This is a genomic window from Spirosoma oryzae, from assembly GCF_003002825.1.
Classification (GTDB): Bacteria; Bacteroidota; Bacteroidia; order Cytophagales; family Spirosomataceae; genus Spirosoma; species Spirosoma oryzae.
Genome location: NZ_PVTE01000008.1, coordinates 131,613 through 146,434, shown reverse-complemented (window position 1 = coordinate 146,434; position 14,822 = coordinate 131,613). Strand labels below are relative to the sequence as shown.

Sequence of the window (14,822 nt, the reverse complement as noted above, 5' to 3'; positions counted from 1 at the left end):
TGCCACAATACGCGCCAATCGTAAACCGAAAACTAAGTACCGTAAGCTGCAAGCTATACGCATAAAAAAAGGGCCACCTGGCCCTTTTTTTATGCGTATAGCTTGCGAACGACTTCCTGCTGCGTGCGCAGGTTATGCTGTCGATCGGGAGTTTGGCTGAGGAGTGTCCCCGGTGGGTAAACGGCATGCTGCGTATAGCTCTCGGCGTACAGTTCAGTACGAAGCTGCGCCGGCCAGTTTGTAGCGGCCGGGCGTTGCCGAAGTTCTCGCAGGACCGCCAGATCAACATCGGCCACGACAGCAATGCTTTCGCCATAGCCTGCTTCGGCCAGTACCAATCCCCGAGGGTCCACGATTTTCGAACCACCCCCGGCAAGCGGTACCGGCCCCTCGGTAAGCCCCGCCAGATTGGCTGATACGAGGTACGACATGGTTTCGGCGGCCCGTACCTGACGAACCAGCGAGCGGTAAGGCGGAACTGGACTGTACGACTCGGCGGCTGCATGTAGCAGCACCTCTGCCCCACGCATCGTCAGGCAGCGGGCTACTTCCGGATAAAGCAGGTCGTCGCCCGCCAGACAGGCCAGATTGCCAATGTTTGTTCTTGCTACTGGAAAAAGTGCGTCGTAGCCATACGCATCCAGATAGAGACCCCAAACGTCGTGGGGGGTGGGTATACCTACTGCGTTTAGCCGCCGGTAGCGTAGCAACACATCACCAGTAGGGCCGATGAGGAAGCTGGTCTGGAAAAATAATTCGGGGAAATACGGGTCCTGCTCATAGGCATTACCGCAGAAATATAGTTGGTGCCGCTGAACCATCGCTGACAGGGCCTCGTAAATACGGCCGTCAATTTCCAGACAGGCTTTGTCACGCCATTCATCGATGCTTTCCGTACCGGGCGCACCGGTTAGGAACGCTTCGGGCGTCACGACAAGTAACAAATCCCGACCAGCCTGATTCAGTGTAGCGGTGAGCTGATGGTCGAGCCGGTTGATGGCTGCCAGCATTTGTGCTTCGGCATCATCACGGGAAGACAAAACGGTTACGGTAGGCGCATTGATCTGCAAGGAAAGTGCTTTGTAAGCCATATCAAGTTTGACTAGGTGGGTTTAGCTGGTCGTAGCCGGCAGAAAACGACCAAAACTACGGCTTATTGGCACTTTCTGGTACTGGCCTGCGTACGCGCTGACTAGCTGACACCACCTGACTGACGCGCAAAAGTCACACCATCAGCCAGTCTGCCGGTTGAAAAGATGCCGGGAACGACAAATCGCGGGACTAACCTGGAAAAAAGAGTGTTGTTGCCTGCTTCAAGACTGCTATCGATTGGTGTGCGACCAACGCCTGAGCGACTTCGGGACAAGGGGAATACACCCAGAAAACTCGCGCGGGATAACCGGTAGATAACGGGTACGCCAGCCGACTGGACTTTGTCGCCCAGGTGGATGATCTTCATTTGTAGCGGATCGGTTTCGGTACCGGTACTCGTCATTGGTGGCAGATCGCTCCGAGTAGCCATGTCGATCAGTGGCATAAACGCACTGTCCCCCGGTCGGCGTTGTTTTCTATACTTATTTAACAAGACAGGTGATTTGCCGCTTTCTTACCGATCAATAAAGAATACACCTGTTTATAGGGCTGATAGCTAGACTTTTGTGCTGTTTGCTACGCATATTTTTGCCGGTACGGCTGATGATTCAGGAACAAACTCATTAACCCTACGCTTCACTGATAAAGCATAGCTGTGGATACACGAGTTGTGCATACATTTTTTCCCTGTCTGAACGAATATGACTGTCGATGTACTGGCCATTGGTGCCCACCCTGATGATATTGAGATGACCTGCTCCGGCACAATTCTATCACTGATTGCACAGGGTAAAACCGTTGCCGCCGTCGACCTGACCCGGGGGGAACTGGGTACGCGCGGCACGCCTGAGATTCGGGCGCAGGAAGCAGCCGAGGGCGCGCGTATTATGAAGCTGTCGGCACGGGAAAATATGGGTTTCCGCGACGGGTTTTTCCGGAATGACGAGGAACATCAACGGGCGTTAATCGCCAAGATTCGCAAATACCGCCCACAGATTGTACTGGCCAATACCCCCGACGACCGCCATCCCGACCACGGCCGGGCTGCTGAACTGGTTGTCGAAGCTTGCTTTTACGCCGGCTTACGGCAGATCAAAACGGTCGATGAGCAGGGTAATGACCAGGAAGCGCACCGGCCTATTTACGTGTATCACTACATCCAGGATCGGTCGCTACAACCCGACTTCGTCGTTGACATAACTCCATATTGGGATGGAAAAATTGCAGCCATAAAGGCCTATAAAAGCCAGTTTTTCAACCCAGACAGCGACGAACCGGCCAGCTATATTTCGGGAAAATCGTTTATGGATTTTCTGGAATCACGCACCCGCGAACACGGGCACATGATCGGTGTCGATTTTGGTGAAGGCTTCATTAGCCGCCGTATGCTGGGGGTCAGCGATCTGTTCAGTCTGATCTAGTCTGCTGTGCCGATCGCGCACAGTTATAGCTGTAACACCCGCCGGACCTCGCTCAGCCATAGTTCTCGCCCGTAGCAGGTCCAGTGCGTATCACCGGGCTGGTAGACGGGCTGGCTGGCGCGGGTGTACCGGGAGTACACGTCGACGGTTGATACGCGCAGGCCGGGATGCCGTTGAACCCGTTCGATCAGGTGATTGTAAACAGCGCGGTTCGGCTCCAGAATCGTTGCCTTGTTGGGTACAACCGCCAGATAAACGTCGTCAAAACCCTGCCGTTTGAACCGGTCAGCCGTGGCATTGATGCTGTCGACCAGGGCGTTGACCTGCCCGTCGGTCAGGCTGGAAAAGGAGGACTGCCGCTTCGTGCTATCGGTATCGGTGTTGAGGAAAATATGCTGCTTGTCGAGCGACAGACTGGCTCCCGTGCTGATTCGATCGAACCAGTCGAGGGTAATGCGCGCCTTCAACTCTTTAAACCAGAACGCCCAGTCCTGACTGAATAGCAGCGACTCCAGCCGTTCTTCGACGTCTTCGCGGTGTAAATCCTGATACGTGCGCTTATACCAGGGAACCAGGACGGTCCGGCCGGTATCCTGTACCACCGATAGTTCCCGAATGGGTTGGCTGAAATGGTCGCGCAGGTGCCGCTCGACGGTTTCGATAAGTAGCACGTTCCGATGTGCCGGGTTAAGTTTGGCCTGCTGTGGAAACTCCCACTTGATTCGCTGATAATAGTCGACCGGGAAATCGCTGCGGCCGATGCGTTCGGCTTCCGAAAAACTGTCGCCGATCAGGTAAAGATCTGTCGTGGCGGTATCGCTGGCGAGATTAGCCGTGGGGCAGGGCGTTGTCGGGGTTTTGAAATGCGGTAGCGCCGATACGCGGTATAAATCGCCGTAGCGGTAATCGTCGACTACCAGGCCCAGATCATACAACCAGTGACCTACCGTCGAAGAAAGCCCCCCCGCCCAAAACAGGACCACCAGGGCCAGTACCGTGTATTTTAAAAAACGCATTGTCAGTTTACGGTATACAGTTTACGGTATTCGGTTTTCTGTTTACGGTTTTCGGAGTTGTCGCCAACCGTAAACAGAAAACTGTATACCGAATACCACCTTATCGCATGCGGATGCTGAACAGTTGTACTGTCTTTTGCGACCCGCTGAGGATGTAAAGTTCGTTGGTCTGGGCGTCAAATTGCAAGGCAACCGGGAAATCGCTGGGAATCGGCCGGTCACCAATGGTACGTCCGTTGAGATCATACAGCGTCGTAAACGCCCCCGACTTAATGCTGACGATAGTAACGCCCGCTCCCAGCCGGTGATAACGTACAATCGTGGTACCCGGTTGCAGGGCCCGCACGTCGAACTGTTGTTCGCCTTTCTGATTCAGTATCGCGACTTCCGTGTCTGTTTCGCGCAGCAGCAGCCAGGTCGTCTGGGACTCGTCGGGAAAGAGTTTGAACACCCCTCTACGTACCGGCCGGTAAAGCTGAATACGCTTCTGAACCTGTCCTGTCGTGCTGAGCTGCATCAGTTCGCCCTCTTCGGTAATCACCTGAATAGTCGCCTGACCGAACGGCAGTAGAGCCGGGCTTGCCAGTTGTACCAGCGCGGACTCGGCACTTTTACGTTGAATGCGAACCGGGAAATTGGGGAAGGCGGCACCGTTTTCCTGCCAGTACTGAACGGTACCGTCTGCCTGGGCCGCCAGCATCGTCATACCCTTTGGCGTTGCCTGTACCTGAATCGGATGCAGCAGTGGTAGCTTTTGATTCGGGGATGCAATGCGAACAAAGGCCTGTTGCTGCCGGTCGAGGGCATACACCGAACCGTTGGCGTGCGTAGCCAGTGCGATCCAGTTCCGGTGCGTAGCGCCACGGGGACGGGTCAGGTAGGTGGGGTCGATACCGGCTGGTAAAGCAATCCGTTTGAGCTGAATCTTACGCGGAGCCGGGTCGACGATGTACAGCGACCGATCCGTCATGAACAGGTATTGCAGCCGGCCATTATTCAGAAAATCGACGGACAAGGCATTACTACGAATTGGCCCGTCGGTTGACACGGGACCGATCTTGTCGCCGTAGGGCGAAATGAACGTAAGTTGGCCGGTGCCAGTCTGGGCAAAGAACTGCGCCGAGCCCCGGCTGAAACTACCCGTTACGATGGGCGTGGCTACCAGCGGTTCCTCCAGTTCGATTCGCTTTTGCAGCAGCACGCGGTTCTGCACGGCCTGACTGGCCCGGCGCGTCGTTCGGCCCAGTACAACCGTCGAGAGAATATTCTCGTTGCCGTAGCTTGCCTGGTACGCCATTGTTTCGAGGTTGTCGAACGACGAACTTACGCCGTCGCCCTGACTGTCGAACAGGTTTTGCCAGCCCAGCGGCCAGTTGGCCATCACCGCCATTTGACCATTCGCCTGCCGGTTCAGCCGCAGCAACGCCGTAAAATTGGCCGGACGCAGGGTATTGTTCAGTAAGTCACTTTGTCGTTCGTCGGTGGCCCAGACCAGCTTGCGCTGAACCTGTTGCAGATAATCCTGCATGACGTCTTCACCATTGGCTATGATGAGTGCGTTGCCATGCTGCGTGATCCAGCTTTGTCGAAAACCCGAAAATAAACTGCTGAACAATGACGCGGGCAACTCGGGTACATCCAGTCGGAGTAGCTTATGACCCAGAAAATCGACGGGGGGGGGAATACGGCGGGCTCCTGCCTGAATGGCTACCTGTTGCCAGGCCGTCGACAAGGCTTTCAACTGTTGTGAATTCGCCGTATTCAGTACCAGCACCCGCGCATCGCGGTCGCCGGATGATTCCAGTCGGCACAAGAGTACGTCAGAGCCCAAGGCTGCGTAGACAGCTGGTGCCGCTGATTTGATCTGCGAAAACCGGTCGCGGAGAAAATCACCCGATGCCGAGCTAAGCAGTCGACTCATCGACCGGCCGAAGCGCGTCGGATCGGTCAGGCCGATGTAATAAATGGTGGCGGTCGTTTGTGGAATCAGGTCGGCGCTCTGAATCCGGCGGGGTGTCTGCCCGGCAAAGAGGTCGGCGACATCCTGCCGGTTGCCAATCTCATCGGATGCGTAGCCAATCAGGTGCGTATGCGAACCAGACGGTCGGAATTGCAAATCGATCGATTCGGGCAGAAACAGCCGTACCAGCGACCCCGTATTTTCGAACAGCGATTGCAGCACTTCGGGCCGCATGGTCAGTCCGGCCCAGTGGTCGGCGTCGACGCGGAAGGCAGGCTCGGATCGGGGAAGGGAAAGCGACTGATGAAGCCGTTCGGCTACGTTCTCGATCAGGATACCGGACGTGCTGACAACCAGAAAGTCGTCGGTCAAGATAAACGATCCCAGTTGCTCACCCGAGCGGGCGACGAGGTCAAAGATTTTCTCGTTTCTGAAGACGTGGTTCAGAACCCGGTGATAGCGCGGGTCGGGATTGGTCAGCTTATCCAGATACGACCGGTCGGCAGCCCCATCGGTGATTGGGATGTAAACAATGAAGTCAAGTGTCGTTTTGGTAATCGGGTGCAGCGAATACCGAACGTTCTTGTTTCGGATGAATGTAAGCGCGGTCGCGGTATCGGCGGTTGCGTACAGAAATCGGTCGAGCCGCTGGCGGGCTTCTGCAAACACCGGTAGTTGTTGCAGCGAAATCTGCGTGCGCAGCTCCTGTGCCGATACAGTATCCTGAAGTCGGTTGCTGGCCAGCACCAGCAGCGATCCCGACGGCATCAGCGACCCGACCGTGCGGCCGGGTGGGTGCATCTGTCGATAGCCCAGCCAACCCGCTATCGCTACGATTACTACGCCAATACCAATCAGGATACGTCGGTTCATAGAAGAGGTTTCCGGTTTAACGTATACGGTTTACAGTCGTCAGCCGGACCCAGGTAAAGTTACCTGCCGAACACTGAAAACTGTAAACCGTATACTGTAAACCTATTTTTTACTTACCCCACATCGCGTTGGCGGTGTCGGGGAAGGGGAGGGTCAGTTCGGGAACGCCGGCTGCCACGCGGTTGGCCCATTCAACACCCTGCATCAGCGAGTGATCCTGGTTGCTAACCTCGTATTTCCAGGCACCGAAGCGACCACGTGAGTAGATGCCGAACGGCTCCAGTTTCGGCAGTACGTCTTTCAGGATACCGTCGCGCTCAACCGAAGGCGTTGGATACCCGTAATCGAAGGCCATGTGGAAAGTCGATACGACATCGTCCGCCGATTCGATCAGCTGATCTTCAATCAGCGCCCGGATCGTGTCGGCGATCAGGGTTTCGCGGTTGACGGGTTTCGCCGACGATTCGCTCGTTTCGGTCATCAGTGACCAGTTTTGGTTGATGTCCGGTACGTTGTGCGGGCTGTAGTTCGAGAACACCGTCACGCGGTAGTACGGGCTGTTGTATTCCGGGAAGTACATCCAGCACATCGTTTCCAGGCTTGGCTTCGGCTTGCCTTTCAGACCGATACCGACCACGTTTGTCGACGAGTGCTTCAGCCCCTGTGCTCGCTGAACGGTATCGGCGTCCAGCCCTTCCACTTTCTGCACAAACAAATCGAGCGGTACCGTGCTCATCAGGTGTTCGTACTCGATTTCTTCGCCACCGGCGAGGATGATTTTCTTTTCGGGACCGATTACTTTCTCGACGGTAGCGTTGAGTTTGATGTACTCGCGACCAACCAGGTTACCCACGGCTTCCCAGATACCACCCGTTCCGCCATGCTTGGGGAATTTGAACGTGCTGTTGGGACCCCACGAAAAATCGTCGTTGTTGAAAATGATGTTTTTCGTCACCCGGCTCAGGTCCGTTACGGCAACGCGCTCACCAACCCAGGCTGCGTTCATCTCCTCGGTAGGGTAAGCCCACACCTTAAAGTTATACGGGAACATGAACGTCTCGGCCAGGCCCGGTCCGAACGTCGCCAGAATCCATTCGCGGAAGTTGGCGGGTTTCACCGTCGTCGGGTGCTTGTAGTTGTGAATAATGCCTTCAAGGCATTTCCACATCGTTTCGGGCGTGAGGTACTTGATGTTGTTCTGGAACGGATACGGCACAAACCGGTTTTCGATCCAGACCCATGATTCACGCTGATGACTGTACCAGCCGTCTTCGCCGAGGGCGGCTACCATCAGGTCATCGAAGTACTTGTAGTGGGAAAACTGAACGTGGCCGCCTACGTCCCAGGTAAACCCTTTTTCGTCAACGAAACTTTTCGACAACCCACCGATGCGATTTTCCTTTTCCAGCACGATAAAATCCGTGATGCCAAGTTCTTTCAGGCGGTGCGCTGCACCCAGCCCCGTTGGGCCGGAGCCAATGATAACATACTTGTACTTCATGAAGGAAAACGTTGATTGTCTTTTCTTGGATTAGTGATTGAATTGGCTGTAGAAGCCAGGTGTTTAGGCGGCAACGGGTTCGGGTTTGCGCAGGGCTTTCACCTTGCTGCCCAGGTCAAAGCGGAACTGGGCGAGTTCCCGAAAACTTTGGAAACAGACTTTCAGCAGCTTCCATTTCAGGATGGAGACGGTACCGGTCTGACGTTCCTTGTGGGTGATGGGGATATCGAAGGTGTTGAAACCGGCTTTCTTGGCCATGACCGCCAGAAAAATATTGGGTGCAAACGGGGTTGGGGTGGGCAGCTGGGCCAGCAGCTTCTTCAGGAACGAACCCCGAATCAGTCGGAAGGGAATGTTGCTGTCCATGATGTACGTGCCGTAGATGGCGGCAATGCTGAACCGCAGAATACGGGTGATGACCAGCCGGGCAGGGGCGTCGTACCGCTCTTCACGGTACCCCAGAATGAAGGGCGACGTATCGCGTAGGTTCCAGAGCTTGGCGAAGTCTTCAGCAATAAACTGATCGTCGCTATCGGTCTGAAACACGTACTGCGAATCGAGCGCTACCGCCTGCCGATACCCATTGACAACGGCATTACCGTGGCCACCGTTAGGCTGGTGAACGACCATCAGTTTGGGATAACGGGGTTTGATGGCGTCGAGAATAGCGCCGGTCTTGTCGCGGGAGCCGTCGTTAACGACGATCAGGCGAGTATCGTCGGCTGGAAATTGGCGGGCTAACAAATCTGTCCATTGCTTGACAACGACTTCGATAACTTCTTCTTCGTTGTAAGCTGGCATTACAATTGACAGCAGGAGGCTCATGCAGCGTATTTGTGTGATTCAATGAGTGGGTGGGCCGTTTGCCAGTCCACCTATATGCCGGTTGGGCGCTGGGCCACAACACACGTAGGGTACTTGACTTACAAAGCGTAAAACAAGGGCAAATATAGGCAAATGTTAGGCGTGACTGGTATTACCGGCGTATTGCTTATTTAGTGGGATTTACTAGCGAAAAACCTGCCAGCCTATGCGGTCGTACTGATCATGACGCTGTATATCACAAGCACGTACCTTTGCCGGTACAGTACGAAAACGATACGAGACATGCAGATACAGATAAATGGACGCATCTGGCTGGAAGGCAGCGACCGTTTTTTCGGCATCGGCCGGCTCGAACTGCTGACACACATTCAGCGAACCGGGTCGATCAACCAGGCAGCCAAAGCCATGAATATGTCGTACAAGCGAGCCTGGGAACTGGTACAGTCGATGAACGGACAGGCCGATGCGCCCCTTGTCGCTACGCAGACGGGCGGTGAGAAGGGGGGCGGGGCCGTCGTTACGGAAGAAGGCCTGAAATACATCGCTTACTTTCAGGGCCTGCAGGATCGCTTCCGCCAGTTCATCACGCAGGAAATGGCGCAGTTGCCGTGATGTAGCCCGGACGTAGCTGCGTAGCCTGGACCATTAACTAGCGTTATGTTTTCTAGAAGATAGCGATCGTTATTTTTGTCTGGAAATAACGATCGCTCTATGCTCCACCTTTTCCTGTGCGCTACGCAGGTACTATCAACCCAAACACCGGCCGATTCCGTACCGCAGTCGAAAGCCGACTCGCTGCGATCGGTGCAGCTCACGGAGATCGTTGTGTCGGCCTCGCGGGTGCCCGAGCAGGTGCTGACGTCAGCGGTTAGTATCGAAACGCTTAATGCCCGGCAGATTCGCCAGTCGGCGCAGCCGTCGTATTTCGATGCGATCGAGAATCTGAAAGGCGTACAGATCCTGACGTCAAGTCTGGGTTTTAAAGTTTACAATACGCGCGGTTTCGCCAACACGACCAATGTCCGATTTACGCAGCTTGTCGACGGACGCGACAACCAGGCACCACATATCGGCGCGCCCATTGCCAGTGCGCTGGCACCCTCGGATCTGGATATTCAGCGTGTTGAAGTGGTGCCGGGCGTCGCATCGGCGCTCTACGGAATGAACGCACTGAACGGGCTGGCCAACCTGATTACCCGCAATCCATTCGACTCGCCGGGGCTTAGTATCAGCCAGAAGACGGGTGTCAATCACCTGGGCGATAGCCAGCAATCGGCGCAACTGTATTCGGAGACAAGCCTGCGCTACGCCCATGTGGTCGACCGGCGGTTCGCGGTCAAAATAAATCTGGTGTATCAGCGTGGGTACGACTGGATCGCTAATAATACCATGGACCTGAACCCCAACGGTAACGTGTCGCTGGGTCTGTTGGGTACTGACAATCCGGCGCAGGACCCCGTTAGCTCGTACGGGAATGAATCGGCGAACCGGCGGACGTTGACGCTGGGTGGCAAACGGTACAGCGTAGCGCGAACCGGCTACTACGAAGCCGACGTGACCGACTACCGACTACGAAATCTGCGCGGTGACATTTCCATACACTATCGGCTGACGCCGACAACCGAAATCGCGTATACCTATCAGGGCGCAACGCTCGACAATGTCTACCAGCGCACCAACCGGTTCCGGCTCGCTAACTACCGACTCGATCAGCATAGTCTGACGCTACATTCACCGTCGGTACAGCTTCGGGCGTACCGCACCAGCGAAAACACGGGCAACTCCTATAATCTGCGGTCGATGGCGGAGAACATCGACAAAGCGTATAAGACTGACGACAAGTGGTTTGCCGATTTCACGAACCAGTTCGCTGCCAGCACGCGCGCTGATCGATCGGTAGTTGCTGCCCTGCGCGACGCACGTACGTTCGCCGATGCTGGCCGGCCGGTACCGCACACCCCTGCCTTCGACGCGGAGATCGAGCGGCTCCGGTCAATCAACAACTGGGATGTTGGCGCTGCGTTGCAAGTGAAATCGTGGCTCTATCATGCCGAAGGGCAGTATGAACCAACGAAAGTGGCGTTGCGGCAATTTCGGCAACGCACCGGTATCGACCTGCTGGCTGGTTTCGACTTCCGGCGCTACATTGTTTACCCCGACGGTAATTATTTCATCAACCCCACTGAGCCGGGGCAGAATCTGGTGTATGGAAAGATGGGGGCCTTCGTGCAGGCCACCCGCTCGTTCGTCGGCGACCAGTTGAAGCTGATTGCATCACTGCGCATCGACAAAAATACGTATTTCGAACCCCGACTGAATCCGCGTGTGGCTGCCGTCTATTCGATCAGTCCGGAGCAGACGGTGCGGCTGTCGTACCAGAACGGCTACCGGTTTCCGTCGCTGTTCGAAGCCTTCTCCAACGTCAATTCGGGTGGCGTGAAGCGGGTCGGCGGGCTACGGATTATGTCGGAAGGTATCTTCGAGCGGTCGTACCTGCGCAGCTCGATCGATGCTTTTCAGACGGCGATCAATACCGACGTCAACAGCAATCGACTGACGACCGCGCAGGCAATCGAGAAGAACAAAGGGTTGCTTAAAGCGAATCCGTACACGTATATCAAGCCGGAGCAGGTGAACAGTATTGAATTGGGTTATCGGGGACTGATGCTGAAAAAGCGGCTGTACGTCGATGCCGATGCGTACTACACCATCTACCGCAATTTCATCGCGCAGGTAGAAGCCTACGTACCGCTGGGTAATCGGCCCGATTCAATCCCGTATTACCTCAACAATCGGGCGACGCAGGGCCGCTATCGACTGTGGACCAACGCGCAGACGAGGGTGTATAATTACGGGGCTAGCCTGGGCCTGCGCTACAGTATCGGCGGAGCGTGGTCGGTGGCGGGAAATGCCTCGCTGGCTAAACTCGACCGGACAGCCAATAGCGACGGGCTGGAGGAAGCGTTCAATACACCCAAATGGATCACAAACATCAGCCTGGCGAACGCAAACCTATGGAACGGAGTGGGAGCCACGATCAGCTTTAAATACCAGAGCGAATTTCTGTGGCAATCGGCGCTGGCAACGGGTCTCGTGCCGGCAATCAACAATGTCGATGCACAGGTCAACTACCGGCTTCCGAAGACGGGAATATCGATCAAGCTGGGCGGTACCAATCTGCTGAACCGATACTACTATACGTTTATCGGTGGGCCTTCGGTGGGCGGGTTCTATTACACGACCATCACGTTCGATCCAGGGCGATAAGCGCAGGCACTGGGCGTACTTCTAAATTTCAGCAGCCATAGCGCGACAAAGTCACCTATTTTCCTGTTAGTACATCAAATACTATCGCACATATCGATTCTACTGCGGTAGTCGTACAAACGATTATGGAAAAACAAGCCTTACTGGAGCCGTACCAACTGGGTCCAATCAAATTGACAAGTCGGGTTGTGATGGCCCCTCTGACGCGCACCCGAGCCGATAATGACGAAAACGTACCCACCGAACTGCACGTCGAATACTACCGGCAACGGAGTTCGGCGGGCCTGATTATCAGCGAGGGAACGCAGGTAAACCCACAGGGCGTGGGGGTGCACAATACGCCCGGTATTTACACGGATGCGCAGGTTGAAGCCTGGAAAAAAGTGACCGACGCAGTTCACGTAGCGGGGGGACACATCTACTGTCAGCTTTGGCACGAGGGCAGGCTATCGCATCCGGAGTTTCACGGTGGGGACTTGCCGGTGGCACCGTCGGCCATCAACCCGAACGTGAAAATCAGAATCAGTAGCGGGTCGGTCGATACCGTGACGCCCCGCGCCCTGACCGTCGACGAGATCAAACAAACTGTGCAGGATTACCAGAAAGCGGCTGCCAACGCCATTGCTGCTGGTTTCGACGGCGTCGAAGTACACGCGTCGAACGGCTATCTGCTGCACCAGTTCTTTGTTGGCTCGTCCAATCAGCGGACGGATGAGTACGGCGGGTCGATCGAAAACCGCGCGCGGATTCTGTTCGAGGTACTCGATGCGATCGGGGCTGTCGTTGATTTCGAACGCGTTGGGGTACGGATGAACCCTGATTCACATGGTCTGTTCGGCATGGAGATTGACGAGCAGACCCGGCCGACGTTCGAATATATCGTGCAGAAACTGAACGACTACGGACTGGCGTATATCCACCTGTCGGAGCCGTTTACCCCGGTCGATGACGTACCGTTTGCCATCAAACACGTAGCGAAGCATTTCCGCCCTATGTATTCGGGAACGCTGATGACCAACAGCGCCTACACGCGCGAACGGGGCAATCAGGCCATCGAAGCCGGTTACGCCGATTTGGTTGCATTCGGTAAGCTGTACATCGCTAACCCCGATCTGGTCGAGCGGTTTGCGGCAAAGGCTCCGCTTAACGAAGGTGATCCCGCCACATACTACGGCAGCGGCCCGAAAGGATACACGGACTATCCGTTTCTGAACGGGTCAAACTAGGCTGTCGTCGGTGTAGCGGTAGAAAACGTGTTTTCCTTACGTAGCAGCGTTGGCGGATACCAGATGTGTAGCCCAGACCTCCCGGTCTGGTGGACGCGCTAGCGGCCAAGAAGGTTACCGTCATCCGCAAATTAGCCTGACGGCTACCAGACCTGGAGGTCTGGGCTACACCGTGTAGCGGACCGGTTCAGGTTACAAGTTTTCCACGAAAGCAGTAGCTACGGGCGGGCGTTGTATTTGGGTAGTACGAATCTATCCGAATACAACGCCTTTTTTATGCCCTCAACTATTTCCTCGTCAACCCTCTCATCCAACCCGCTGACTGACCGGGACATGAGTCAGTACCGCTGGTTTATCGTGGCGTTGCTGTTTATTGCCACGACCATAAACTACCTGGACCGGCAGGTAATCAGTCTGCTGAAACCAATTCTGGCGGAGGAATTTAGCTGGACCGAGTCCGACTATGCCGGTATCGTTATGGCGTTTACGGCGGCTTACGGCTTGAGTACGCTGCTGGTGGGGTATATCATCGACAAGATCGGTACAAAGCTGGGCTACGTCGGCTCCATTCTGGTGTGGAGTCTGGCGGCTATGGTTCATGCGCTGGCGGGCAGTACGGCTGGGTTTATGGTCGCCCGTGCCTTGCTGGGTATCGGTGAAGCGGGTAACTTCCCGGCATCGATCAAAACCGTGGCCGAATGGTTTCCCAAGAAAGAACGGGCGCTGGCCGTCGGCATTTTCAATTCTGGCGCTAACGTTGGGGCCGTCATTGCCCCCGCTGTTGTACCGGCCATTGCACTGGCGGCAGGCTGGCAGGCCGCGTTTATTGCGACCGGGGCACTGGGCTTCGTCTGGATTGTGGCCTGGTGGCTGATGTATGACGTCCCCACCCGACATCCACGCGTGAGTCCGGCGGAATTGGCGCACATTGCTGAAGAACCGGCCATGATCGGCGATGCCAGCGCTACTGATCTGGGAGCCGACACACCTACGCTGGGGCGGTATAACATATTCGGTAACCGCGCCATCTGGGGTTTCATGGCTGGTAAACTCCTGACCGACCCCATCTGGTGGTTCTTCCTGTTCTGGCTGCCGGCATATCTCTCCGATGTATATCACCTCGACCTGAAAAAGCTGGGTGCGCCACTGATTATCATCTACCTGGCGGCTACGATCGGTAGCGTTGGGGGCGGCTTACTATCCTCTAAATTGATCCAAAAAGGCTGGCACCCAACCCGTGCCCGGCAATACGCCATGCTGCTGTTTGCGGTTTGCGTAGTACCGGTTACTGCAATCAGTCAGGTAAACAGCATGGGTGTCGTTATAGCGATTCTGTCACTGGCCGTGGCTGCGCACCAGGCGTGGTCGGCGAATATTTTCACCGTTGCCGCCGATCAGTTTCCAAAGCAGGTGCTGAGCCGGGTCGTTGGACTGGGTACGATGGCTGGTACGCTGGGTGGGGTCGTGTTTCCGCTGCTGGTCGGTCGATTGCTGGACCATTACAAGCAGCTGGGGCAGTTGTCGGAAGGCTATTATCAGCTCTTTTACATCGCCGGAGCTGCTTACCTGATCGCCTGGGCATTGCTTTACCTGTTCGTGTTCCGCCACGCCAAACAAACGAACATACCCGGCTAATACGAA

At 55.5% G+C, this 14,822-nt stretch carries 11 protein-coding genes; 5 read left to right on the top strand and 6 right to left on the bottom strand.

The annotated features are described in order from the left end of the window. Positions 1 to 89 precede the first annotated feature (89 nt). Entirely contained in the window at positions 90 to 1,091 is a 1,002-nt protein-coding gene (locus CLV58_RS11240) for a nitrilase-related carbon-nitrogen hydrolase (protein WP_106137907.1), read from the bottom strand. Between the two features lie 101 nt (positions 1,092 to 1,192). Beyond that, positions 1,193 to 1,537 (bottom strand): hypothetical protein, encoded by a 345-nt coding sequence (locus tag CLV58_RS11235; protein WP_106137906.1) that lies wholly within the window; start codon positions 1,535 to 1,537, stop codon positions 1,193 to 1,195. Between the two features lie 256 nt (positions 1,538 to 1,793). Between CLV58_RS11235 and bshB1 the strand changes: the two genes are divergently transcribed. Beyond that, positions 1,794 to 2,513 (top strand): bacillithiol biosynthesis deacetylase BshB1, encoded by a 720-nt coding sequence (gene bshB1, locus CLV58_RS11230; RefSeq protein ID WP_106137905.1) that lies wholly within the window; start codon positions 1,794 to 1,796, stop codon positions 2,511 to 2,513. A 23-nt stretch (positions 2,514 to 2,536) separates the two neighbouring features. On the opposite strand, the gene CLV58_RS11225 is transcribed toward bshB1, so the two are convergent. The 4 genes from CLV58_RS11225 to CLV58_RS11210 all read right to left on the bottom strand — a co-directional run bounded on the left by CLV58_RS11225 (position 2,537) and on the right by CLV58_RS11210 (position 8,688). Then, entirely contained in the window at positions 2,537 to 3,529 is a 993-nt protein-coding gene (locus tag CLV58_RS11225) for an alginate O-acetyltransferase AlgX-related protein (protein WP_106137904.1), read from the bottom strand. A gap of 100 nt (positions 3,530 to 3,629) precedes the next feature. Beyond that, on the bottom strand, positions 3,630 to 6,362 hold the full coding sequence (locus CLV58_RS11220; RefSeq protein WP_106137903.1) for a hypothetical protein: 2,733 nt from the start codon (positions 6,360 to 6,362) through the stop codon (positions 3,630 to 3,632). A 109-nt stretch (positions 6,363 to 6,471) separates the two neighbouring features. Continuing rightward, positions 6,472 to 7,863: a protoporphyrinogen/coproporphyrinogen oxidase gene (locus tag CLV58_RS11215; protein WP_106137902.1), complete on the bottom strand. Its 1,392-nt coding sequence runs from the start codon at positions 7,861 to 7,863 to the stop codon at positions 6,472 to 6,474. Between the two features lie 63 nt (positions 7,864 to 7,926). Beyond that, positions 7,927 to 8,688, bottom strand: a complete 762-nt coding sequence (locus CLV58_RS11210; RefSeq protein ID WP_106137901.1) for a glycosyltransferase family 2 protein — start codon at positions 8,686 to 8,688, stop codon at positions 7,927 to 7,929. Between the two features lie 282 nt (positions 8,689 to 8,970). Between CLV58_RS11210 and CLV58_RS11205 the strand changes: the two genes are divergently transcribed. The 4 genes from CLV58_RS11205 to CLV58_RS11190 all read left to right on the top strand — a co-directional run bounded on the left by CLV58_RS11205 (position 8,971) and on the right by CLV58_RS11190 (position 14,816). Beyond that, complete coding sequence (locus CLV58_RS11205) at positions 8,971 to 9,300, top strand: winged helix-turn-helix domain-containing protein (RefSeq protein ID WP_106137900.1); 330 nt, start codon at positions 8,971 to 8,973, stop codon at positions 9,298 to 9,300. Between the two features lie 99 nt (positions 9,301 to 9,399). After that, the gene (locus tag CLV58_RS11200) at positions 9,400 to 11,955 is read left to right on the top strand and encodes a TonB-dependent receptor (protein WP_106137899.1); all 2,556 of its coding nucleotides are present in this window, start codon (positions 9,400 to 9,402) and stop codon (positions 11,953 to 11,955) included. Positions 11,956 to 12,080: 125 nt separating this feature from the next. Beyond that, the gene (locus tag CLV58_RS11195; RefSeq protein ID WP_106137898.1) at positions 12,081 to 13,181 is read left to right on the top strand and encodes an alkene reductase; all 1,101 of its coding nucleotides are present in this window, start codon (positions 12,081 to 12,083) and stop codon (positions 13,179 to 13,181) included. Positions 13,182 to 13,418: 237 nt separating this feature from the next. Beyond that, positions 13,419 to 14,816: an MFS transporter gene (locus CLV58_RS11190; protein WP_281257902.1), complete on the top strand. Its 1,398-nt coding sequence runs from the start codon at positions 13,419 to 13,421 to the stop codon at positions 14,814 to 14,816. Positions 14,817 to 14,822: the final 6 nt, after the last annotated feature.

Bases quoted from the DNA above. Each gene is read 5' to 3' on its own strand.
- CLV58_RS11240 (WP_106137907.1), bottom strand. From the start codon at position 1,091: ATGGCTTACAAAGCACTTTCCTTGCAGATCAATGCGCCTACCGTAACC.
- CLV58_RS11235 (WP_106137906.1), bottom strand. From the start codon at position 1,537: ATGCCACTGATCGACATGGCTACTCGGAGCGATCTGCCACCAATGACG.
- bshB1 (WP_106137905.1), top strand. From the start codon at position 1,794: ATGACTGTCGATGTACTGGCCATTGGTGCCCACCCTGATGATATTGAG.
- CLV58_RS11225 (WP_106137904.1), bottom strand. From the start codon at position 3,529: ATGCGTTTTTTAAAATACACGGTACTGGCCCTGGTGGTCCTGTTTTGG.
- CLV58_RS11220 (WP_106137903.1), bottom strand. From the start codon at position 6,362: ATGAACCGACGTATCCTGATTGGTATTGGCGTAGTAATCGTAGCGATA.
- CLV58_RS11215 (WP_106137902.1), bottom strand. From the start codon at position 7,863: ATGAAGTACAAGTATGTTATCATTGGCTCCGGCCCAACGGGGCTGGGT.
- CLV58_RS11210 (WP_106137901.1), bottom strand. From the start codon at position 8,688: ATGAGCCTCCTGCTGTCAATTGTAATGCCAGCTTACAACGAAGAAGAA.
- CLV58_RS11205 (WP_106137900.1), top strand. From the start codon at position 8,971: ATGCAGATACAGATAAATGGACGCATCTGGCTGGAAGGCAGCGACCGT.
- CLV58_RS11200 (WP_106137899.1), top strand. From the start codon at position 9,400: ATGCTCCACCTTTTCCTGTGCGCTACGCAGGTACTATCAACCCAAACA.
- CLV58_RS11195 (WP_106137898.1), top strand. From the start codon at position 12,081: ATGGAAAAACAAGCCTTACTGGAGCCGTACCAACTGGGTCCAATCAAA.